Origin of the sequence: Sanguibacter inulinus, from assembly GCF_013415325.1 — a bacterium.
GTDB lineage: Bacteria > Actinomycetota > Actinomycetes > Actinomycetales > Cellulomonadaceae > Sanguibacter > Sanguibacter inulinus.
The window spans coordinates 1-21,154 of record NZ_JACBYE010000004.1; the positions used below are offsets into that span (position 1 = coordinate 1).

Here is a 21,154-nt window from a genome sequence, read left to right on the forward strand (position 1 = left end):
GCCCCCCACGGGTCCACCCGGACCGCACGACCGCACCAGCGACCTCCTCGACTACGAGCAGGTGCAGGACAGCCCGGAGTTCCAGGCGCTGCGACGGCGCTTCAGGCGCTTCGTCTTCCCGATGACGGCCTTCTTCTTCCTCTGGTACCTCACCTACGTGCTGCTCGCGGACTACGCGCACGACTTCATGAGCACGAAGGTGTGGGGGACCATCAACGTCGGTCTCCTCATGGGGCTCGGCCAGTTCGTCACGACCTTCGCGATCACGATGATCTACGCCCGCTGGGCCAACAAGAAGCAGGACCCCATGGCGGACGAGCTCCGTCAGCGCATCGAGGGACGTGATCTCGTATGACCGCCGTCGTCCTGCCGGGCCTCTCCGGCGCCGTCCCCGCCCAGCTCTCGGGCCACCTCCCGCTCGACCTCGCCGGGCAGTCCCACGCAGCATCCGTGGTCGCCGCCTCCGAGGACATCGGCAACCCCGTCGTCAACATCGGCATCTTCCTCGCCTTCGTCGCGGTGACCCTCGTGATCGTGCTGCGGGCCTCCCGCACGAACAAGACCGCCGAGGACTACTACGCGGGCGGCCGGTCCTTCACAGGCCCCCAGAACGGCACGGCCATCGCGGGGGACTACCTCTCGGCCGCGAGCTTCCTCGGGATCGTCGGCGCGATCGCGATCAACGGCTACGACGGGTTCCTCTACTCGATCGGCTTCCTCGTCGCGTGGCTCGTGGCGCTGCTGCTCGTCGCCGAGCTGCTGCGCAACACCGGCAAGTTCACGATGGCTGACGTCCTCTCCTTCCGTCTCAAGCAGCGGCCCGTGCGCATGGCCGCGGCGCTGACGACCCTGGCTGTCGTGTTCTTCTACCTCCTCGCGCAGATGGCCGGGGCGGGCGGTCTCGTCGCGCTCCTGCTCGGCATCGACAGCCGGGCTGGCCAGGGCCTGGTCATCGCGGTGGTCGGTGCGCTGATGATCGTCTACGTGCTCATCGGCGGCATGAAGGGCACCACCTGGGTGCAGATCATCAAGGCGATCCTGCTCATCGCGGGCGCCGGGATCATGACGGTCTGGGTCCTGGCGAAGTTCGGCTTCAACCTCTCGGACGTCATCCAGGGCGCGATCACCACCTCGGGCATCCCCGGGCTCGCCGAGCCTGGCGCGCAGTACGGGGGCAGCGAGACGAGCAAGCTCAACTTCTTGTCCCTCGCGCTCGCCCTGGTGCTCGGCACCGCCGGCCTGCCGCACGTCCTCATGCGCTTCTACACGGTCCCGACAGCCAAAGAGGCCCGCAGGTCTGTCGTCTGGGCCATCTGGCTGATCGGCATCTTCTACCTCTTCACGCTGGTGCTCGGCTACGGGGCCGGAGCCCTGGTCGGCGCCGACACGATCAACGCCGCACCCGGCGGCGTGAACTCGGCGGCTCCGCTGCTGGCCTTCGCCCTCGGCGGGGAGATCCTGCTCGGCCTCATCTCGGCAGTCGCCTTCGCGACGATCCTGGCCGTCGTCGCGGGACTGACCATCACGGCCGCGGCGAGCTTCGCCCACGACATCTACGCCTCGGTCATCAAGAAGGGCGAGGTGAACCCCGACGGCGAGGTCAAGGTCGCCCGGATGACCGTCGTGGTCATCGGTCTCCTCGCGATCGTCGGCGGCATCTTCGCCAACGGCCAGAACGTCGCCTTCCTCGTCGCCCTGGCCTTCGCCGTCGCGGCGAGCGCGAACCTGCCGACCATCCTCTTCTCGCTGTTCTGGAAGAGGTTCAACACGCGGGGCGCGCTGTGGAGCATGTACGGCGGGCTCGGCTCGTGCCTCGTGCTCATCGCCTTCTCGCCCGTGGTCTCGGGCAAGACTGACGAGGCCGGCAACAGCCTGTCGATGATCCGCGACGCGAGCATCGACTTCGCGTGGTTCCCGCTCGAGAACCCGGGGATCGTCACCATCCCGCTCGGGTTCCTTCTCGGGGTGGTCGGCACGCTGACGAGCCGCGAGAAGGGCGTGAAGGCGAAGTTCGCCGAGATGGAGGTGAGGTCGCTCACGGGTGCAGGCTCCGAGAAGGCCGCGACCGAGCACTGACCCCGTCCGCAGCCGCGAGTCCCGGCGGTCCCCGGCACCTGGCCGGGGCCCCGCGGGGCGGCACCGCTCGACGGCGCGTCGAGAGGGTGCCGCCCCGCGGCGGGTCCGTGGGACAATCGACCACGTGACTCCCATCCCTTCAGCGGCCAACCTCGCCCGCATCCAGCCCGCGGCCACTGCTCCGGAGCTGCTCCGAAACTTCTGCATCATCGCGCACATCGACCACGGCAAGTCGACCCTGGCCGACCGCATGCTCCAGATGACCGGCGTCGTCGACCCGCGTGCCATGCGCGCGCAGTACCTCGACCGCATGGACATCGAGCGCGAGCGCGGCATCACCATCAAGTCGCAGGCCGTGCGCATGCCCTGGGAGGTCGCCGACGAGAACGGCGTGCCGACCGGCTACGCCCTCAACATGATCGACACCCCGGGCCACGTGGACTTCACCTACGAGGTCTCGCGCTCCCTCGCGGCCTGCGAGGCCGCGGTGCTGCTGGTCGACGCTGCGCAGGGCATCGAGGCCCAGACGCTCGCCAACCTGTACCTCGCCATGGAGAACGACATGGCGATCATCCCGGCGCTCAACAAGATCGACCTGCCGGCCGCCCAGCCCGAGAAGTACGCGGAAGAGCTCGCGAACCTCGTCGGCTGCGAGCCCGAGGACGTGCTGAAGATCTCGGGCAAGACGGGTGTCGGCGTCCCCGAGCTGCTCGACCGCATCGTGCTCAAGACGCCCGCGCCCGTCGGCGACCCCGACGCCCCGGCGCGAGCGATGATCTTCGACTCTGTGTACGACACGTACCGCGGCGTGGTCACCTACGTTCGCGTGGTCGACGGCAACCTTGCCCCGCGCGAGCGCGTCATCATGATGTCGACCCGGGCGACCCACGACCTCCTCGAGATCGGCGTCTCGTCCCCCGAGCCCATCCCGACCAAGGGACTGGGCGTCGGCGAGGTCGGCTACCTCATCACCGGTGTCAAGGACGTGCGCCAGTCCAAGGTCGGTGACACCGTCACGAACGCGGCCAAGCCTGCCGAGGACGCGCTCGGCGGCTACTCCGACCCCAAGCCGATGGTCTTTTCCGGCCTGTACCCGGTCGACGGCTCGGACTACCCGGTCCTGCGCGACGCCCTCGATCGCCTCAAGCTCAACGACGCCGCGCTCATCTACGAGCCCGAGACCTCGGTCGCGCTCGGCTTCGGCTTCCGCGTCGGCTACCTCGGTCTGCTGCACCTCGAGATCGTCCGCGAGCGCCTCGAGCGCGAGTTCAACCTCGACCTCATCTCGACGGCCCCCAACGTCATCTACGAGGTGACGATGGAGGACAAGAGCATCGTCACCGTGACCAACCCGAGCGAGTTCCCGGGCGGCAAGATCGGCGAGGTCCGCGAGCCCATCGTCAAGGCCACCGTGATCGCCCCCTCGGAGTTCATCGGCGCCGTCATGGAGCTGTGCCAGGGCCGCCGCGGCGAGCTGCAGGGCATGGACTACCTCTCGGCCGACCGCGTCGAGATGCGCTACATCCTCCCGCTCGCGGAGATCGTCTTCGACTTCTTCGACCAGCTGAAGTCCCGCACCCGCGGCTACGCCTCGCTCGACTACGACGTGATCGGCGAGCAGGCGGCCGACCTCGTCAAGGTGGACATCCTGCTGCAGGGCGAGCAGGTGGACGCCTTCAGCGCGATCGTGCACAAGGACAACGCGTACTCCTACGGCCTGTCGATGGTCGGCAAGCTGAAGAACCTCATCAACCGTCAGCAGTTCGAGGTGCCGATCCAGGCTGCCGTCGGTGCGCGCGTCATCGCGCGCGAGACCATCCGTGCCATCCGCAAGGACGTCCTCGCCAAGTGCTACGGCGGAGACATCTCCCGCAAGCGCAAGCTCCTCGAGAAGCAGAAGGAGGGCAAGAAGCGCATGAAGACCATCGGGTCTGTCGAGGTCCCGAAGGAAGCCTTCATCGCCGCCCTGACCTCCGAGCAGACGGAGTCCCGAGACAAGAAGAAGTGAGGCAGTCGTGACCCCGGCTCTCCCCGACGGCGACCCGGCTCCCGACGACGGCACGCTGCCCACCTGGGTGGCGTCCGGTGCGGCTGACCGCCGGTTCGGCGTCTACATGCACGTCCCGTTCTGCACCGTGCGGTGCGGGTACTGCGACTTCAACACGTACACCGCGAGCGAGCTCGGCGGTGGCGCGAGCCAGTCTGCGTACGCGACGACGGCCGTCTCCGAGATCGAGATGGCCGGGCGCCTCATGGACGCGGCAGGTCTGCCGCGCCGCGAGGTGTCGACGGTGTTCGTCGGCGGTGGCACGCCCACGCTGCTGCCTGCCCGCGACCTCGCGACGATGCTGGCGGCTGTCCGCAGCACGTGGGGGCTCGCCGAGGACGTCGAGGTGACGACCGAGGCGAACCCGGACTCGGTGACCCCGGAGTCCTTGAAGGTCCTCGCCGACGCCGGGTTCACGCGGGTGTCCTTCGGCATGCAGTCGGCGGTCCCGAGCGTGCTCGCGACCCTCGAGCGCACGCACGACCCGCGCCGCATCCCCGACGTGGTCCGGTGGGCGACCGACCTCGGTCTCGACGTCTCCCTCGATCTCATCTACGGCACACCGGGGGAGACCCTGGACGACTGGCGCACGAGTGTCGAGTCGGCGCTCGCGACGGGTGTCGACCACGTGTCGGCCTACGCGCTCGTGGTCGAGCAGGGCACCAAGATGGCCGCCCAGGTGCGCCGCGGTCAGCTGACCCTGCCGAACGAGGACGACCAGGCCGCCAAGTACGAGCTCGCCGACGAGCTGCTGACCGAGGCTGGCCTCGGCTGGTACGAGGTGTCCAACTGGGCGCGGACCGTCGACGGCGTGCAGCGGGCCTGCCGCCACAACCTCGCCTACTGGCGGGGCGACGACTGGTGGGGCGTCGGTCCTGGTGCGCACTCCTACCTCGGCTCGGACGTCCCGGGCACCCGGGGCCTGCGCTGGTGGAACGTCAAGCACCCCGTGCGCTACGCCAACCGGCTCGGTCAGGGCCTGAGCCCGTCGGCAGGTCAGGAGACCCTCGACGACGACTCGGCCCAGCTCGAGCGCGTCATGCTCGGTGTCCGCCTGCGTGAGGGCTTCGCGACGGCCGACCTGTCGCCCCGTGCCCGCACGGCCGTCGCCCAGCACGTGGCCGACGGGCTCGTCGACGGGCGCGCGGCCATCGCCGGGCGTGTCGTGCTGACCCGTCGTGGACGCCTGCTCGCCGACACCGTCGTCAGAGACCTCACCGACTGACGATGGCTGCCTCGACTCCTCGTCAGCCACGCTCGGACCGCGGACCGTCGACCACGGTCCGCGAGCTCGGCCGTGTCACGCTGCCCGAAGGGCTCGAACGGATGGACCGTCCGGCGGTGCCGCTCGGGACGATCCGCAAGCCCGTCGCGCCGCGCTCGTCGTCGCGGCCGCCGCGCATCTACGGTCTCGACTCGTTGCGAGCCGTCGCGGTCCTCGCGGTCCTCGTCTACCACTTCCTGCCAGCGCTGCTCCCGGGCGGCTTCATCGGTGTGGACGTCTTCTTCGTGCTGTCCGGCTTCCTCATCACGACGCTGCTCGTGCGCGAGCGCGTGCAGACCGGGCGCGTGTCCCTGCGGCACTTCTGGACGAGGCGGGTCAGACGCATCATCCCGGCGATGGTGGCCGTGGTGGTGGTGTGCACAGCTGCGGCCGGGGTGATCGGCGGCGACGTCCTCGTCGGGATCAAGCTGCAGGTCTTGGGGGCGCTGACCTTCGCGAGCAACTGGTTCGCGATCGCCCAGGGCACCTCGTACTCGGCCGACCTCGTGCCGCAGCTCTTCGCCAACTTCTGGTCCCTCGCGGTCGAGGAGCAGTTCTACCTGTTCTGGCCGCTCGTGCTGCTCGCCGTCTTCTCGGTGCGGCGCTCTCGGGTGACCGGTCTGGTGGTCACGGGGCTCTTCGCCGTGGGGTCGGCGGTGTGGATGGCCGTCGCCTACGACCCGGCGGGCGACCCGTCGCGGGTGTACTTCGGCACCGACACGCACCTCTTCGGTCTGATGGCCGGGGCGTTCTTCGCGCTGTGGTTCGCCCCACGCACCCCGCGCGACACCCCGCAGGTCCCTGACGTGGAGTTCGCGAGCCAGTCTCTGCTGCCGGTGCAGAGCCGCTTCGCGCGCTGGTTCCCGACGTCGCGCCGGCGGTGGTGGCGTCACGCCCTCGGCCTCACGAGCGCCGTGGGCCTGGTGGTCCTGACCCTCACGATGTCCGTCGACGACGCGTTCACCTACCGCGGCGGGCTCGTGCTCGCCTCGCTCTTCGCCCTCGGGCTCATCGCCTTCCTCATCCGCAGCCAGCCGCTCGCGCGACGGGTCGAGGTCCGGCCCCTGCGCTGGGTCGGCGTGCGCTCCTACGGGATCTACCTGTGGCACTGGCCGATCGTCGTCCTCGTCGCGAGCCTCATGGGCGCGGAGAACCCGGGTCGGTCGACGTCGTGGTCGGTCGCCGCGGTGGCGACCGTGGTCACTGCGGTCGCCGCCTGGGTGTCGTACAAGTACCTCGAGCGTCCGGTGATGATCGCCGGCATCCGCGCGCTGTGGACGCGGGTCGCGGGCCGCGCACGGCGGCTGGTCGTCGCTGCGCGCGCCGAGCAGGCGGCACCGGGCCGCTCGCCCCTCGCCCGGGTCCGTCTCGCGGTGGCCGCGGTGCTGGCCCTCGGTCTCGTGAGCGCCTTCGTGCTCGCCGGGGTCCGCGAGCCCGCCACGTCCTCGCTCGAGGCGCAGATCCTCGAGGGGGCACAGGCTGCGCAGGAGGCCAACGCGGCGCAGCCAGCGCCTGCGCCCACGGTCGAGCCCACGCCCGAGCCGACAGCGCCAGCAGAGCCGACACCGGCCCCCGTCCCGACGGTCCCGCCGCCGGGTGACCAGGTGACCCTGGTCGGCGACTCGGTGAGCCTCATCAGCGTGCCGGCCCTCCAGGCGGCGCTGCCTGGGGTCTTCGTCGACGCCGAGGTCTCGCGCCAGATGAGCACGGCACCCGAGATCATCACGGCCATGCGGGACGCGGGCACCCTGCGCACGTACGTGGTCGTGTCCCTGGGGACCAACAGCACGGTGACCGAGCGGGTCATGGAGGACGTCGTCGCCGCCGTCGGTCCCGACCACGTGCTCGTGCTCGTCACGGGTTCCGCGGACCGCAGCTGGATCGGCCCGACGAACGACCAGATGCGGGCCGCTGCGGCCCGCCACCCCGAGAACGTGGTCGTGGCCGACTGGGCCGCCGCGGTCGCTGCCCAGCCCGACGTCCTCGGCAAGGACGGTGTCCACCCGGCACCCGCGGGGCAGGACCTCTACGCCCGCACCGTGGCGGACGCCCTCACCGGAGCGCAGGCGCTCGTCCCTTGAGTGCAGGCGCTCGTCCTCTGAGTGCTCGGGCAGCGCGTGCCAGGGTGTGGTCTGCGCAGGCGGACGGTCGTCGGGGGCTCTAGCCTGGACCTTTGCCGCGCCCCTAGGGTGAGGTAGACAGCCCCCGGCCGTGGTCCGACCGCATCCCGCGGTCGTCCGCCGGGACCGAGGACCGAGGAGATCGCATGAGCGACAAGACGCCGGACGACGGCACGCAGGACCCCTACGCACAGTCGGGATATCCGCCGCCCCCCGGGCCGGCACAGCCGCCCGTCTACGGCCAGCCGGCCCAGGGTCAGCAGCCCGGCTACGGCCAGCAGCCCCCGGCCTACGGCCAGCCCGCAGCGGGCCAGCAGCCGCCCGCCTACGGTCAGCCGGCACCGGGTCAGCCCTCGGGCTGGGAGAAGACCACTCCGGAGCAGCCCGCCTACGGCGCTCAGGACCAGTACTCGACCGGCGGCTACCCGCCGCCCGGGTCCGCCTACCCGCCGCCGAGCGCCCCGCCGATCTCCGCGGGGCAGTACGGGGCTCCCGAGTCTCCGGTCCCTGACGGCTTCCGCTACGGCTGGGAGAAGTTCACGCAGAACATCGGCGTGTTCCTGCTGGCCGCGCTCGCCTACCTCGCGGTCTTCGCGGTCGTCGGGGGCATCTTCTTCGCCATCCTCGTCGGGAGCAGCCTCAGCGCAGGTGACGACGGGGTCGGCGCTGCCGGGATCGCTGGTCTCGGCTTCGGTGCTGTCGTCTTCACGCTCATCATGTTCGTGCTCGTGATGCTCGCACAGGCCGGCATCATCCGCGGTGCGCTCGTCATCACCCAGGGCCGCCGCCCGACGCTCGCCGACTTCTTCTCGACCTCGCGCCTCGGCACGATCATCCTCACGTCGCTGCTCGTCTCCCTCGTGTCGACGATCGTCAGCTTCACCTTCATCGGGTCGATCATCGTCGCGTTCTTCGGGCAGTTCGCGCTGTTCTTCATCATCGACAAGGGTCTCGGCGTCATCGACTCGATCAAGGCGAGCGTCCGCCTGGTCCTCGACAACCTGTCGACCGCGATCCTGCTGTACGTCTTCGTCTACCTCGCGAACGCCGTCGGCGCGATCCTCCTGCTGGTCGGCCTGCTCGTGGCGATCCCCGTGTCCATGATCGCCTCGGCGTACGTCTACAGGAAGCTCATCAACGAGCAGCCCGTCTGACGACGACCAGCTCCACGCACCATGACGAGAGCCTGCACCCCGGCCGGGGTGCAGGCTCTCGTCGATGACGGGCTGTCTCCGAGGATGGCACGGCAAGACCCTCACCCGGCAGGACCGCAGGAGCGTGTGGACCGGCCGGATCAGTCGGTGACCGTCACGAAGTCGATGAGCTCTTCGACCCTGCCGAGCAGCGAAGGCTCGAGGTCCGCGTAGCTGCGGACGGTCCCGAGGATCTTCTTCCACCCGAGGGCGACGTCGGTCTGGTTCTCTGCGGGCCAGCCCAGGCGTTGGAGGATCCCGTACTTCCACTCGGTGCCACGGTCGATCACCGGCCACGCGTCGAGCCCGATGCGCTGCGGGCGCACGGCCTGCCACACGTCGACGTAGGGGTGGCCGAGCACCTTGACGTTGCCGCCGGGGAAGGCGCGTAGCACGTCGTCGGTGATGCGCTGCTCCTTGCTCCCCGGGACGAGGTGGTCGACGAGCACACCGACCCGGCGGCCCTTCGACGGCTTGAAGTCGGCGAGCGCGTCGGCGAGGTTGTCGACTCCTTCGAGCAGCTCGACGACCACACCCTCGACGCGCAGGTCGTCGCCCCAGACCTTCTCGACGAGCTCGGCGTCGTGGCGTCCCTCGACCCAGATGCGGCTGCCGCGGGCGACGCGCGCCCGGGCGTCGGCGACCACGCGTGAGCCGCTCGCCGTGCGGGTGGGTGCCGCGGGGGCCGTGGAGGTGACCGGGGGAGTGAGCGTGACAGGGGCGCCGTCGACCCAGAACCCAGGGCCGAGCGGGAAGGTGCGGGTGCGCCCGGCGCGGTCTTCGAGGACGACGACGTGCAGGCCGCCGGACTTCTCGACACGGGTCACAGCCCCGACCCACCCGGTCATGACCTCTTCGACGACGAGCCCGCGGTCGGCGGGCACGGGCCGAGAGGTGGGGCGGCGCGCCGAGGGGTGCGGTCCGGCGGCGAGGACGTCCTGGGAGTAGCGGTCTGAGCTCACCGCAGCAGGCTAGCCCCCGCGTGCGACGGACGAGCGGAGCCTCGCCGTCCGTCGCACGCGGGGCCGTGCGCCGATCAGGCGAAGGCGTCCGCCACGTCCATCAGCCGCGACCGGATGATGAAGCGCACCCCCTCGGGGCTCTCGACCGAGAAGCCCGAACCGCGCCCTGGGACCACGTCGACCGTCAGGTGCGTGTGGCGCCAGTACGCGAACTGCTCGGTCGACATCCAGAAGTCGATGGTCTGCGACTGCGCGCCGCCGGCTCCCTGGTCGGCGATGTCGAAGCGCCCGAGGAGGACGTCGGCCGCCGAGGTGAACAGCTCGCCCGCGGGGTAGCACATGGGCGACGAGCCGTCGCAGCACCCGCCAGACTGGTGGAACATCAGCGGCCCGTGCTGCTCCCACAACCTGCGCAGCAGCTCGACAGCGCTGTCCGTCGCGGCGACCCGCGACTGTGTCTCGCCGTCGATGACGACGTCGGCGTCGATCATGGATCCTCCTCGATGAGTCCCAGCACGCTCCTAGAAGAACCCGAGGGCCGACTCCGAATAGCTCACCAGCAGGTTCTTCGTCTGCTGGTAGTGGTCGAGCGCGAGCTTGCTGTTCTCCCGCCCGATCCCCGAGCTCTTGTACCCGCCGAAGGCCGCCCCGGCCGGGTACGCGTGGTAGTTGTTCACCCACACGCGTCCCGCCTTGATGTCTCGCCCTGCGCGGTAGGCGAGGTTCCCGTTGCGCGACCACACGCCGGCCCCGAGGCCGTAGAGCGTGTCGTTCGCCTTCGCGATGGCGTCGGCGTAGTCGTCGAAGCTCGTCACCGCGACCACCGGCCCGAAGATCTCCTCCTGGAAGATCCGCATCGAGTTCTGCCCCTCGAAGATCGTCGGGGCGACGTAGTAGCCGTCGGTGAGGTCGCCGCCGAGGTCGACCCGCTCGCCGCCGAGCAGCAGCCGTGCGCCCTCCTGCTTGCCGATGTCGATGTAGCTGAGGATCTTCTCGAGCTGGTCGTTCGAGGCCTGAGCGCCGACCTGGGTGTCGGTGTCGAGAGGGTTCCCCTGGACGGCCTTCTTCGTCCGGTCGAGGGCGTCGGAGAGGAAGGTGTCGTAGATCGGCTTCTGGATCAGCGACCGCGACGGGCAGGTGCACACCTCGCCCTGGTTGAAGGCGAAGAGCACGAAACCCTCTTGCGCCTTGTCGTAGTACGAGTCGTTCTTGTCGGCCACGTCCTCGAAGAAGATGTTCGGGCTCTTGCCACCGAGCTCGACCGTCGAGGGGATGAGGTTCGCGCTCGCGTACTGCAAGATCAGCCGGCCCGTGGTCGTCTCGCCCGTGAAGGCGATCTTGCGGATCCGGGGGCTGGAGGCGAGCGGCTTGCCGGCCTCGAGACCGAAGCCGTTGACGACGTTGAGCACGCCCGGCGGGAGGATGTCGCCGATGAGCTCGATCAGCACGAGGATCGACACGGGTGTCTGCTCGGCGGGCTTGAGCACGATGGTGTTTCCGCCTGCGAGGGCGGGTGCGAGCTTCCACGTGGCCATGAGGATCGGGAAGTTCCACGGGATGATCTGCCCGACGACACCGAGGGGCTCGGCGTAGTGGTAGGCGACGGTGTCGTTGTCGAGCTCGGTGAACTCGCCCTCCTGCGCGCGGATGACCGACGCGAAGTACCTGAAGTGGTCCGCGGCGAGGGGCAGGTCGGCGTTGAGCGGCTCACGGACCGGCTTGCCGTTGTCCCAGGTCTCGGCGACGGCGAGCAGCTCGAGGTTCGCGTCGATGACGTCGGCGATCTTGTTGAGCACGTCGGCGCGCTCGGTGCCTGTGGTCTTGCCCCACGAGGGGGCTGCCTTGTGCGCGGCGTCGAGGGCCGCCTCGATGTCCTCGGCCGTGCCGCGGGCGACCTCGGCGAAGGGCTTGCCGTTGACGGGGGAGATGTCTTCGAAGTACTGGCCCTTGACGGGGGCGACCCAGGTGCCGCCGATCCAGTGCTCGTAGCGGGGCTTGAAGGTGACGAGTGCTCCCGGGGTGCCGGGGGCTGCGTAGACGGTCATGTGTGCTCCTTCGACGACGCTGTCTGATGAGCGCCCGGCGGTGACCGGGCTCTCCTCGACGCTAGGCCCGCCGAGGTTGCATCGAGTTGCACGAGCGGTCGAGCGGTCGAGCGGTCGAGCGGTCGAACGCCGGGCGCGCCGCGACTTCTCGCCCAGGTCGTCAGGGCGTCGCCCGGCCGAGCCTCACCTCGAGGTCTTCGAGGTGCGCGACGACAGCAGCCCGGCGGGGCGAGCGACCGGGCAGCAGCCGCAGGCACGCCGTCCACAGCTCGACGTCGTCCGCGCCCTCGGCGGTCCGCGCGAAGGCGAGGAGGGTGTCGACCCCGGCGTCGGCGAGCAGCGACTCGCGCAGCCGGCGGCTCACCTCGCTGCGCGCAGCGGCGACCCCGGGCGAGGCGGACCCTGGCAGGACGGGGCCGACGTACCCCGCGAAGGCGACCCTGTGAGCGCCGCGGTCGAGGAAGGCGAGCACCTGAGAGGCGTCGAGGTCGAGCGGCGTGCCCACCCTGTAGGGACGCGAGAGGACCTGGAGCGATGCGGGCTCGAGCGCCCTGCGCAGGCGCACCATCTCCGCGCGCAGGGTGACGAGGGCGTCGTCGCGACCGTAGACGGCGGTCGCGAGCTCCTCGGCGCCGAGGCCGCGCGGGTGCCAGGCGAGCAGCGTGAGGATCTCGGCGTGCCGCCCGCTCAGGACCAGCCTGTCTCCGTCGACCTCGAGCAGCGCGTCGTCCCGCCCGAGGACCCGCAGCAGCGGGGCGCGCCCGCGGGTGGTGCCAGCCTGCCCGGCGGGCTGCGCCGTCTCTGCTGCTGGTGCGGCCTTCGCCGCGGTGGGTGCTGCGAGCCGCCGCAGCGTGAAGCCCGACGGCCGCCGCACCGGCCTGCGCGCGAGCCGGTCTTCGAGGGTGAGCAGGTGCAGCTCGGCCTCGACGGCGAGCGCCGTCGCCTCGACGAGGGCGAGGGTCGTGGGCGCCACGGCGTCGTCACCCCCGGTGATGTCGATGACCCCGAGCAGCGAGCCCGTCGCGCGGTCGTGCACGGGGACGGCTGTGCAGCTCCACGGGTGCACGATCCGCGCGAAGTGCTCGGTCCGTCGGATCTGCACGGCACGGTCGAGCACGAGCGCCGTCCCGGGGGCGTTGGTGCCCACGGCGGTCTCGGACCAGTCGGTCCCGGCCACAAAACCCATGCTCTCCGCCCGACGGCGGACGTCGTGGTCACCGTCGACCCAGAGCAGCCGGCCGGCCTGGTCTCCGACGGCCACCATGAGACCGGTGTCGGTCGTGTGCCGCACGAGGAGCGTCTGGATCGTGCCGAGGACGCGCGTGAGCGGGTGCTGGTCTCGGACGGCCCGGAGAGAGTCGTCGAGCAGGGTCGGCTCGGGTACGGCGTCAGGGTCGAGACGTGAGGCCGACGAGCGCACCCACGAGGCGTGCACCAGATCACGCACGCCGCCGGGCTGTGCAGGCAGCGGGGGGAGGACGGGCAGACCAGAGCGGGCGGACAGGACCGGCAGCGCCGCCGGTGCGTCCGACGGAGTGTGCATGCGCCGGACCTCCCGTCGTCGCCGGCACGCTCCGTCGCGTGCCGGTCCAGGTCTGCTCACACGATAGCCCCGGGTCGCACGGCTGTCTCCAGGGGATGCGTGACCGCCGCGTGCACCGTGACGGTGCCCTGTCGTAGAATTAGCACTCAGGCCTCCCGAGTGCTGATGGAGGCCTGACGACAGCCCGACGACAGGCCGATGACAGGGCAGACCGCGCAGGCAGCGCAGAGGCCCCAGGCAGGCGACGACGTGAAGGAGAGGTCCGTGGCGGCGAGCGACGAGCGACGGCTGGACGTCCTGCGCGCGATCGTCGAGGACTACGTCCACACCCGCGAGCCCGTGGGCTCCAAGGTCCTCGCGGAACGGCACAGCCTCGGCGTCTCGCCCGCGACGATCCGCAACGACATGGCGGTCCTCGAGGAGGGCGGCTTCATCGCGCAGCCCCACACCTCCGCGGGACGGGTGCCGACCGACAAGGGCTACCGCATGTTCGTCGACCGCCTGGCGGGCGTGAAGGCGCTCAGCGCGGCCGAGAAGAACGCGATCGAGACCTTCCTCAACGGCGCGGTCGACCTCGACGACGTCGTCACCCGGGCCGGGCGGCTGCTCGCCCAGCTGACGGGCCAGGTCGCAGTCGTCCAGTACCCCTCGCTGCGCCGCTCCGGCCTGCGCCACCTCGAGCTCGTCGTCCTCGGCGAGCGCAGGCTCCTCGTGGTCATCATCACCGACACCGGCCGTGTCGAGCAGCGCACCCTCGAGCTCGACGCGACCCCCGACGAGATCGTCCTGGTCGCGCTGCGCGCCCGGCTCAACGCCGCCGCAGCCGGCCGGCGCCTCCCGGAGCTGCGCACGGCCCTCGACGCGCTCGCGGCCACCTTCGACCCCGAGGACCAGGCGCTCGTCGCGCGGGTCGCCGAGGTCGTCACCGACACGCTCTCCCAGGAGGGCGAAGAGCGCATCGTGCTCGCCGGGACCGCGAACCTCGCGCACGCGAGCATGCGGTTCGAGCACGCCCTGCGCCCTGTCCTCGAGGCTCTCGAGGAGCAGGTCGTGCTGCTCAACCTCCTCACCGAGATGGGCGACGACTCCTCAGGGGTCAACGTGCGGATCGGTCACGAGACCCAGCTGACAGGGTTGTTCGAGACCTCGGTCGTCACGACCGGGTACGGCTCGGACGGCGACTCGGTCGCGACCATCGGGTCGATCGGCCCGACCCGCATGGACTATCCCGCCACGATCGCCTCGGTGCGGGCCGTCGCCCGCTACCTGTCCAGGATCCTCGGTGCATGAGGCGCGTCGTGGCCCCGTCGCCCGGCGGTCTGGCCACGACGTGACGCACGCGATGAAACAAGAACCCCCGTCCAGACGTTGCAGAGTTCAGAGCGAGCACCGTGGTGCCGCGACAGGACGCCGCACCAGCCCCCTTCGACGAACGGCAGAGACCAACCAGTGAGCGACTACTACGAGGTGCTCGGCGTCGACCGTGACGCCAGCCAGGACCAGATCAAGAAGGCGTACCGCAAGCTCGCCCGCGAGCTGCACCCTGACGTCGCAGGTCCGGACGCCGAGGACAGGTTCAAGGACGTCGGTCGCGCCTACGAGGTGCTCTCGAACCCTGAGAAGCGCCGGTCCTACGACATGGGTCACGACCCGTCGGCTCCGGGCGGCGGCATGAACGGTGGCGGCGGCTTCGGCTTCCAGGACATCTTCGAGACGTTCTTCGGCGGCGGCCAGACCCAGCGCGGCCCGATCCCGCGCTCGCGCCGCGGCCAGGACGCCCTCGTGCGCCTGGACATCGACCTCTCCGAGGCAGCCTTCGGCGTGCGCCGCGACATCCAGGTCGACACCGCGGTGGTCTGCGGGACCTGCTCCGGCTCGTGCTGCCGCCCCGGCACCTCCCCGCGCACCTGCGACGTCTGCAACGGACGCGGCACGGTCCAGCGCGTGGCCCGCTCCTTCCTCGGCCAGGTCATGACCACGGCCCCGTGCGCGGCCTGCCAGGGCTTCGGCACGACGATCCCCGAGCCCTGCGCCGAGTGCTCCGGCGAGGGCCGCGTCCGCAGCCGCCGCACGGTCAGCGTCGAGGTGCCCGCGGGCGTCGAGACCGGCAACCGCATCAAGCTCACCTCGCAGGGCGAGGTCGGTCCTGCCGGCGGTCCTGCCGGTGACCTCTATTTCGAGATCCGCGAGCGCAAGCACGAGACCTTCCTGCGCCGCGGGGACGACCTGCACTGCACGCTCGAGGTGCCGATGACCGCTGCCGCCCTCGGCACGGTCATCGAGCTCGAGACCCTCGACGGTCCCGAGTCGGTCGACCTGCGCCCGGGCACGCAGCCCGACCAGGTCATCACGCTGAAGAACCTCGGCGTCGGTCACCTGCACGGTGGCGGTCGCGGAGACATCAACGTGCACGTCGAGGTCCAGGTCCCCACGTCGCTGTCCGAGGAGCAGGCAGAGCTGCTGCGTCAGCTCGCGGTCCTGCGCGGCGAAGAGCGTCCCGAGGGGCGCGTCGCTGCGGCCCACCCGGGTGTCTTCAGCCGGCTGCGTGAGAAGCTCACCGGCCGCTGATGAGCGCACCTGTCTTCCTGGCCGAGGCCGGGGACCTGGGGTCTCTGGCCCCGGGTGACACGTACCTCCTCGACGGGCTCGAGGGGCGGCACGCAGGTGTCGTCCAGCGTCGCGGCGTCGGCGAGCGGATCGACGTCGTCGACGGCGCGGGCCTGCGGCTCACCTGCCGGGTGACGGCTGTGCAGGCCTCCGAGGTGACCCTCGAGGTCGTCTCGGTCGAGCGCGAGCCGTCCGACGGGGTGTCCGTCGTGCTCGTCCAGGCTCTGGCCAAGGGCGACCGGGACGAGCTCGCGATCGAGGCGGCGACCGAGGCCGGCGTGGATGCCGTGCTGCCGTGGCAGGCCGAGAGGTCTGTCGTGGTGTGGCGCGGGGACCGCGCCGCGAAGTCTCGGGCCCGCTGGGTCGCGACGGTCCGCGCGGCGACCAAGCAGGCCCGGCGTGCCGCGCTGCCAGGTGTCGGCGACGTCGTCGACGCGAAGGGCCTCGCCGCCCGCACGGCCCAGGTGGTCGCCGCAGGTGGCACGGTCCTCGTCCTGCACGAAGAGGCGACGCTGCCCATCGCCCAGGCTGCGCTGCCTGCGCTCCCGGCGCTCGGAGCAGGGGCCCAAGAACCGGCTGCCCAGACGCCCGAAGACAGCGCGACGGGCTCGGACGCACTGCGTGAGATCTTGGTGGTCGTCGGACCCGAGGGCGGGATCAGCGAGCGGGAGTGCACGCTGCTCACCGAGGCTGGTGCCACGCTCGTCAGGCTCGGCCCGCACGTGCTGCGCACCTCGACCGCCGGACCGATCGCCGTGGCGCTGCTCTCCGAGCGCCTGGGGCGCTGGGCGTGAGCGCCTCGCAGCGCACACGATTCAGGCTGACGCCGTCCGGTCGACCGGATAGCCTCGGAGGATGACCACGAGCGCACCTGAGCCCGACTGCCTGTTCTGCCTCATCGTCGCGGGGGAGGTGCCCGCGACCATCGTCGCGCGGACCGAGAACGTGGTGGCCTTCGAGGACATCAACCCGAGCGCGCCGATGCACGTGCTCGTCGTCCCGACCACGCACCACGGAGACGTGTCGCAGCTCGCGGCAGCAGCCCCTGACGTGCTCGCGGAGCTGGTCGGTGTCGCCGAGCAGGTCGCCGGCGAGCGTGCCGACGGGCAGTTCCGGCTGATCTTCAACTCGGGTCCTCACGCCGGGCAGACCGTGTTCCACGTCCACGCCCACGTCCTGGGCGGCACACAGCTCGGCGCCCTCGTCGGCTGAGCCACCTAGACTGAGGCCCCGCACCACCCCCGTCCGCTGCACCCCACCCGCACGATCACCGCACCACGAGCCGAAGGACCGAGCACACCGCCCTATGACAGCTGCAGAGAGCACAGGTGGGACGTCACCCACCGACGTCGAGCACCGCATCGTCGTCCCGGCCGACGTGTCCATCGCCAGCCTGCTGGGGCCTGTCGACTCGGTGCTGCGGGCCCTCGAGGCCGGCTTCACGACGGTCGACGTCAGGGTCCGGGAGAACGAGATCGTGCTGCGGGGCCCTGTCGGAGACGTCGCGCTCGCCGCGCGCCTCGTCGACGAGCTCGTCGAGGTCGCCCAGTCGGGTGCACCGCTGACCGCCGACGTGGTCGCCCGGTCCATCGCGATGCTCACGGCGTCGAGCACGTCGCGCCCGGCCGAGGTCTTCTCCCTCGACATCTTGTCGAGCCGCGGGAAGAGCATCCGCCCCAAGACCGCCGGGCAGAAGCACTACGTCGACGCGATCGACGCGAGCACCGTGACCTTCGGCATCGGTCCGGCCGGTACCGGCAAGACGTACCTGGCGATGGCCAAGGCCGTCCAGGCGCTCCAGGCCCGCCAGGTCCACAGGATCGTGCTGACCCGCCCGGCCGTCGAGGCCGGGGAGCGGCTCGGGTTCTTGCCCGGCACGCTCTCGGACAAGATCGACCCGTACCTGCGTCCGCTCTACGACGCGCTGCACGACATGCTCGACCCGCAGTCGATCCCCAAGCTCATCGAGGCCGGGACCATCGAGGTGGCCCCGCTCGCCTACATGCGCGGCCGGACCCTCAACGACGCGTTCATCATCCTCGACGAGGCGCAGAACACCTCGACCGAGCAGATGAAGATGTTCCTCACCCGCCTGGGCTTCCAGTCGAAGATGGTCATCACCGGCGACGTCACCCAGGTGGACCTGCCGGGCGGGACCCAGTCAGGCCTGCGGGTCATCGAAGACGTCCTGACAGGCGTCGACGACATCGAGTTCTGCAGGCTGTCCTCGACCGACGTGGTCCGCCACAGGCTGGTCGGCGACATCATCGAGGCCTACTCCCGGTGGGACCTCACCACCGACCGTCACTCCACCCGTCACGACGCCCGGTCGACCGACCGGACCACCGAGAAAGGCCACCGCAGGTGAGCATCGAAGTCAACAACGAGTCCGGCTACGAGGTCGACGAGGCCGAGTTCGCCGCCCTCGGACGGTTCGTCCTCGACGAGATGCACGTGCACTCGCAGACCGAGCTGTCGATCCTCTTCGTGGGCACCGAGGTGATGACCGAGCTGCACATCCAGTGGATGGACGAGCCCGGCCCGACCGACGTCCTCTCCTTCCCGATGGACGAGCTCCGTCCCGGGCGCGAGGGCGAGGTCACCCCGGCCGGCCTGCTCGGAGACGTCGTCGTGTGCCCCGAGGTCGCCGCCGCCCAGGCCGCCGTGGCCGGCCACTCGACGGTCGAGGAGATGCTCCTGCTCACCACGCACGGGATCTTGCACCTGCTCGGCTACGACCACGCCGAGCCCGAGGAGGAGAAGGAGATGTTCGGCCTGCAGCGCCGGCTCCTGCTCACGTTCCTCGCGGGGCGTCCGACCAGATGAACATCCTCGACGACGCACCGGTCGGCCTGCTCGTCGTGCTGGCCGTCGTCGGCATCCTCCTCGCGGCGCTGCTCAGCGCCGGGGAGGCAGCAGTCACCCGGATCAGCCGGTCGGCCGTCGCGGAGATCGTCGACAACCGCTCAGACCTCGCGTCGCGCGTGCAGCGCCTCGTCGCAGAACCCGGCCAGACCGCCGCCTCGGCGGCGTTCTTGCGGGTGTTCGCCGAGATGCTCTCGACGGCGTGCATCACCGTGTGCTTCGCCGCCTTCGTCGACGAGTGGTGGCTCGTGCTGGTCCTCGCGGTCCTCAGCAGCGCCCTCGTGGCGCTCGTGCTGGTCCGCATCAGCCCGCGCACCATCGGGCGGCACCGGCCGGCGCAGACCCTCGTGCGGCTCAGCGGGCTGCTGTCCGTGACGCTCGCCGTCGCCGGCCGCGTCACCGCGCTCACCAGCACCGCCCGCGCCACGGCCGAGGCCGAGGAAGAGCACGAGCTGCGCGACATGGTCGACAGGGTCAACGACTCCGACGCGATCGAGGACGACGAGCGCACCATGCTGCGCTCCGTCTTCGGCCTGCGGTCGACCCTGACCCGCGAGGTCATGGTCCCGCGCACCGACATGGTCACCTGCGCCGCGTACACCCCGCTGCCCAAGGCGCTCTCGCTGTTCCTGCGGTCAGGGTTCTCCCGCGTCCCGGTGGTCGGCGACTCCGTCGACGAGCTCCTCGGCGTCGTGTACTTCAAGGACGTCGTCAGAGTGCTCAACGACGCCGAGGACGGTGCCTCGCGGACCGTCGCCAAGGTGATGCGCCAGGCGACCTTCGTGCCCGAGTCCAAGCCTGTCGACGACCTGCTGCGCGAGCTCCAGGGTGCTTCGTCGCACATCGCGCTCGTCGTCGACGAGTACGGCGGGATCGCCGGCCTGGTGACGATCGAGGACGCGATCGAGGAGATCGTCGGCGAGCTCACCGACGAGCACGACGCCGCAGCCCCCGAGGTCGAGGAGACCTCACCGGGGACCTACAGGGTCTCCTCCCGCATGCCCGTCGACGAGCTCGGTGAGCTCTTCGACCTCGAGATCGACGACGACGACGTCGACACCGCCGGTGGCCTCCTCGCGAAGGCCCTCGGCAAGGTGCCGCTCACAGGTGCGACCGCCGACGTCCACGGAGTCCACCTCGTGGCCGAGCGCGTCGACGGACGCAGGCGCCAGCTCGCCACCCTTCTCGTCTCCAGGAGCGAGGCCGGAGACCCGGTCACGACCCAGGAACGACGAGTGATCGACGACCACCGTGCGCGCGACGACCTCCGCACGCACCGCAACCAGCAGGAGAACGCCTCATGACCCGCACACCCACCGACGCGCCCGAGGGCACAGTGCACAGGTCGGGGTTCGCCTGCTTCGTCGGCCGCCCCAACGCCGGCAAGTCGACGCTCACCAACGCGCTCGTCGGGCAGAAGGTCGCCATCACCTCGGACCGGCCCCAGACGACCCGTCACACGATCCGCGGCATCGTCAACCGCCCGGACGCCCAGCTGATCCTCGTCGACACCCCTGGGCTGCACAGGCCGCGCACCCTGCTCGGCGAGCGCCTCAACGACCTCGTCCGCGACACGCTGTCCGAGGTCGACGTCATCGCCTTCTGCCTCCCCGCCGACCAGAAGATCGGACCCGGCGACAGGTACATCGCGAACCAGCTCGCCGAGCTCAAGGGCGGTCGCCGCAGCACACCCGTCATCGCTGTCGTCACCAAGGCCGACCTCGTGAGCCACGAAGAGCTCGCGATGCACCTGCTGGCCGTCGACCAGCTGGGGGAGTGGGCTGACATCGTCCCCGTCTCCGCCAAGGGCGGCTACCAGGTGAGCACCCTCGCCGACGTCCTCGTCACGCACCTGCCCGAGGGTGTCGAGCTCTACCCGGACGGTGAGCTGACCGACGAGCCGGAGGCCGTCATGGTCGCCGAGCTGGTCCGTGAGGCAGCCCTCGAGGGTGTGCGCGACGAGCTCCCGCACTCCCTCGCGGTCGTCGTCGACGAGATCCTGCCGCGTGAGGGCAGCAACGGGTCCAACCCGCTCCTCGACGTGCGGGTGAACATCTTCGTCGAGCGCGACAGCCAGAAGGCCATCATCATCGGCCGTGGAGGATCCCGCCTGCGCCACATCGGCACCGAGTCACGCCGCGGCATCGAGGCGCTGCTGGGCAACCGCGTCTACCTCGACCTGCACGTCAAGGTGGCCAAGGACTGGCAGCGCGACCCCAAGCAGATGCGCCGCCTCGGATTCTGACGGGCCCGTCGGGGCCCGCATGGGGAGTTCTACCGGGGGTCAGACGGTGCACGCAGCCCGGATCTGGTCCATGCTCGTCCGTGAGACGTGTCGTGCACGCACATCAGTGCCGGTCACGAGCGCGTCGGCCAGGCACGGCAGCCGCCCGTCACCGACGCGGTCGCCGCAGGGCCGCGCCCCCCGCGAG

The 21,154-nt window shown here is 70.6% G+C and carries 18 protein-coding genes; 14 read left to right on the forward strand and 4 right to left on the reverse strand.

Annotated features, from left to right (window positions below; all coding sequences use genetic code 11):
- The first annotated feature begins 61 nt into the window (after window positions 1-61).
- The 6 genes from HZZ10_RS02450 (at window position 62) to HZZ10_RS19775 (ending at window position 8,661) form a co-directional block, all read left to right on the forward strand.
- Window positions 62-355 (forward strand): DUF485 domain-containing protein, encoded by a 294-nt coding sequence (locus HZZ10_RS02450; protein WP_056133935.1) that lies wholly within the window; start codon window positions 62-64, stop codon window positions 353-355.
- A complete protein-coding gene (locus HZZ10_RS02455) occupies window positions 352-2,076 on the forward strand; it encodes a monocarboxylic acid transporter (protein WP_228086904.1) in 1,725 nt (574 codons plus the stop codon). The genes HZZ10_RS02450 and HZZ10_RS02455 overlap by 4 nt, the downstream gene beginning before the upstream one ends.
- A 124-nt stretch (window positions 2,077-2,200) precedes the next feature.
- Window positions 2,201-4,084, forward strand: coding sequence for a translation elongation factor 4 (gene lepA, locus HZZ10_RS02460; protein WP_056131578.1), 1,884 nt, complete (start codon window positions 2,201-2,203; stop codon window positions 4,082-4,084).
- Window positions 4,085-4,091: 7 nt separating this feature from the next.
- Entirely contained in the window at window positions 4,092-5,348 is a 1,257-nt protein-coding gene (hemW, locus tag HZZ10_RS02465) for a radical SAM family heme chaperone HemW (RefSeq protein WP_179912275.1), read from the forward strand.
- A 2-nt stretch (window positions 5,349-5,350) separates the two neighbouring features.
- The gene (locus HZZ10_RS02470) at window positions 5,351-7,468 is read left to right on the forward strand and encodes an acyltransferase family protein (RefSeq protein ID WP_179912276.1); all 2,118 of its coding nucleotides are present in this window, start codon (window positions 5,351-5,353) and stop codon (window positions 7,466-7,468) included.
- 185 nt (window positions 7,469-7,653) lie between these two features.
- Window positions 7,654-8,661 (forward strand): DUF2189 domain-containing protein, encoded by a 1,008-nt coding sequence (locus tag HZZ10_RS19775; protein ID WP_179912277.1) that lies wholly within the window; start codon window positions 7,654-7,656, stop codon window positions 8,659-8,661.
- Window positions 8,662-8,801: 140 nt separating this feature from the next.
- Here HZZ10_RS19775 and HZZ10_RS02480 read toward each other — a convergent pair whose 3' ends face one another.
- The 4 genes from HZZ10_RS02480 to HZZ10_RS02495 form a co-directional block, all read right to left on the reverse strand.
- A complete protein-coding gene (locus HZZ10_RS02480; RefSeq protein WP_056131591.1) occupies window positions 8,802-9,662 on the reverse strand; it encodes a DUF3097 domain-containing protein in 861 nt (286 codons plus the stop codon).
- Window positions 9,663-9,736: 74 nt separating this feature from the next.
- Entirely contained in the window at window positions 9,737-10,153 is a 417-nt protein-coding gene (locus HZZ10_RS02485; protein WP_056131594.1) for a DUF779 domain-containing protein, read from the reverse strand.
- A 30-nt stretch (window positions 10,154-10,183) separates the two neighbouring features.
- Complete coding sequence (gene exaC / locus HZZ10_RS02490; RefSeq protein ID WP_179912278.1) at window positions 10,184-11,707, reverse strand: acetaldehyde dehydrogenase ExaC; 1,524 nt, start codon at window positions 11,705-11,707, stop codon at window positions 10,184-10,186.
- A gap of 160 nt (window positions 11,708-11,867) precedes the next feature.
- Entirely contained in the window at window positions 11,868-13,250 is a 1,383-nt protein-coding gene (locus tag HZZ10_RS02495; protein ID WP_179912279.1) for a helix-turn-helix domain-containing protein, read from the reverse strand.
- Between the two features lie 264 nt (window positions 13,251-13,514).
- Here HZZ10_RS02495 and hrcA point away from each other — a divergent pair, with 264 nt between their 5' ends.
- The 8 genes from hrcA (at window position 13,515) to era (ending at window position 20,967) form a co-directional block, all read left to right on the forward strand.
- Window positions 13,515-14,540 carry a heat-inducible transcriptional repressor HrcA gene (gene hrcA, locus HZZ10_RS02500; protein ID WP_056133941.1) on the forward strand — a complete coding sequence of 342 codons (1,026 nt, stop codon included), beginning with the start codon at window positions 13,515-13,517 and terminating at the stop codon, window positions 14,538-14,540.
- Between the two features lie 159 nt (window positions 14,541-14,699).
- Complete coding sequence (dnaJ, locus tag HZZ10_RS02505; protein WP_179912280.1) at window positions 14,700-15,818, forward strand: molecular chaperone DnaJ; 1,119 nt, start codon at window positions 14,700-14,702, stop codon at window positions 15,816-15,818.
- Window positions 15,818-16,651, forward strand: a complete 834-nt coding sequence (locus HZZ10_RS02510; protein WP_179912281.1) for a 16S rRNA (uracil(1498)-N(3))-methyltransferase — start codon at window positions 15,818-15,820, stop codon at window positions 16,649-16,651. Before dnaJ ends, HZZ10_RS02510 begins: the two co-directional genes overlap by 1 nt.
- A gap of 61 nt (window positions 16,652-16,712) precedes the next feature.
- Window positions 16,713-17,069 carry an HIT domain-containing protein gene (locus tag HZZ10_RS02515; protein ID WP_179912282.1) on the forward strand — a complete coding sequence of 119 codons (357 nt, stop codon included), beginning with the start codon at window positions 16,713-16,715 and terminating at the stop codon, window positions 17,067-17,069.
- A 94-nt stretch (window positions 17,070-17,163) separates the two neighbouring features.
- Window positions 17,164-18,225, forward strand: coding sequence for a PhoH family protein (locus HZZ10_RS02520; protein WP_056131612.1), 1,062 nt, complete (start codon window positions 17,164-17,166; stop codon window positions 18,223-18,225).
- Window positions 18,222-18,683, forward strand: coding sequence for an rRNA maturation RNase YbeY (gene ybeY / locus HZZ10_RS02525; protein ID WP_056131615.1), 462 nt, complete (start codon window positions 18,222-18,224; stop codon window positions 18,681-18,683). The genes HZZ10_RS02520 and ybeY overlap by 4 nt, the downstream gene beginning before the upstream one ends.
- Window positions 18,680-20,026: a hemolysin family protein gene (locus HZZ10_RS02530; protein WP_179912283.1), complete on the forward strand. Its 1,347-nt coding sequence runs from the start codon at window positions 18,680-18,682 to the stop codon at window positions 20,024-20,026. The genes ybeY and HZZ10_RS02530 overlap by 4 nt, the downstream gene beginning before the upstream one ends.
- Window positions 20,023-20,967 (forward strand): GTPase Era, encoded by a 945-nt coding sequence (gene era, locus HZZ10_RS02535; protein ID WP_056131621.1) that lies wholly within the window; start codon window positions 20,023-20,025, stop codon window positions 20,965-20,967. The genes HZZ10_RS02530 and era overlap by 4 nt, the downstream gene beginning before the upstream one ends.
- The last annotated feature ends 187 nt before the right edge of the window (window positions 20,968-21,154 follow it).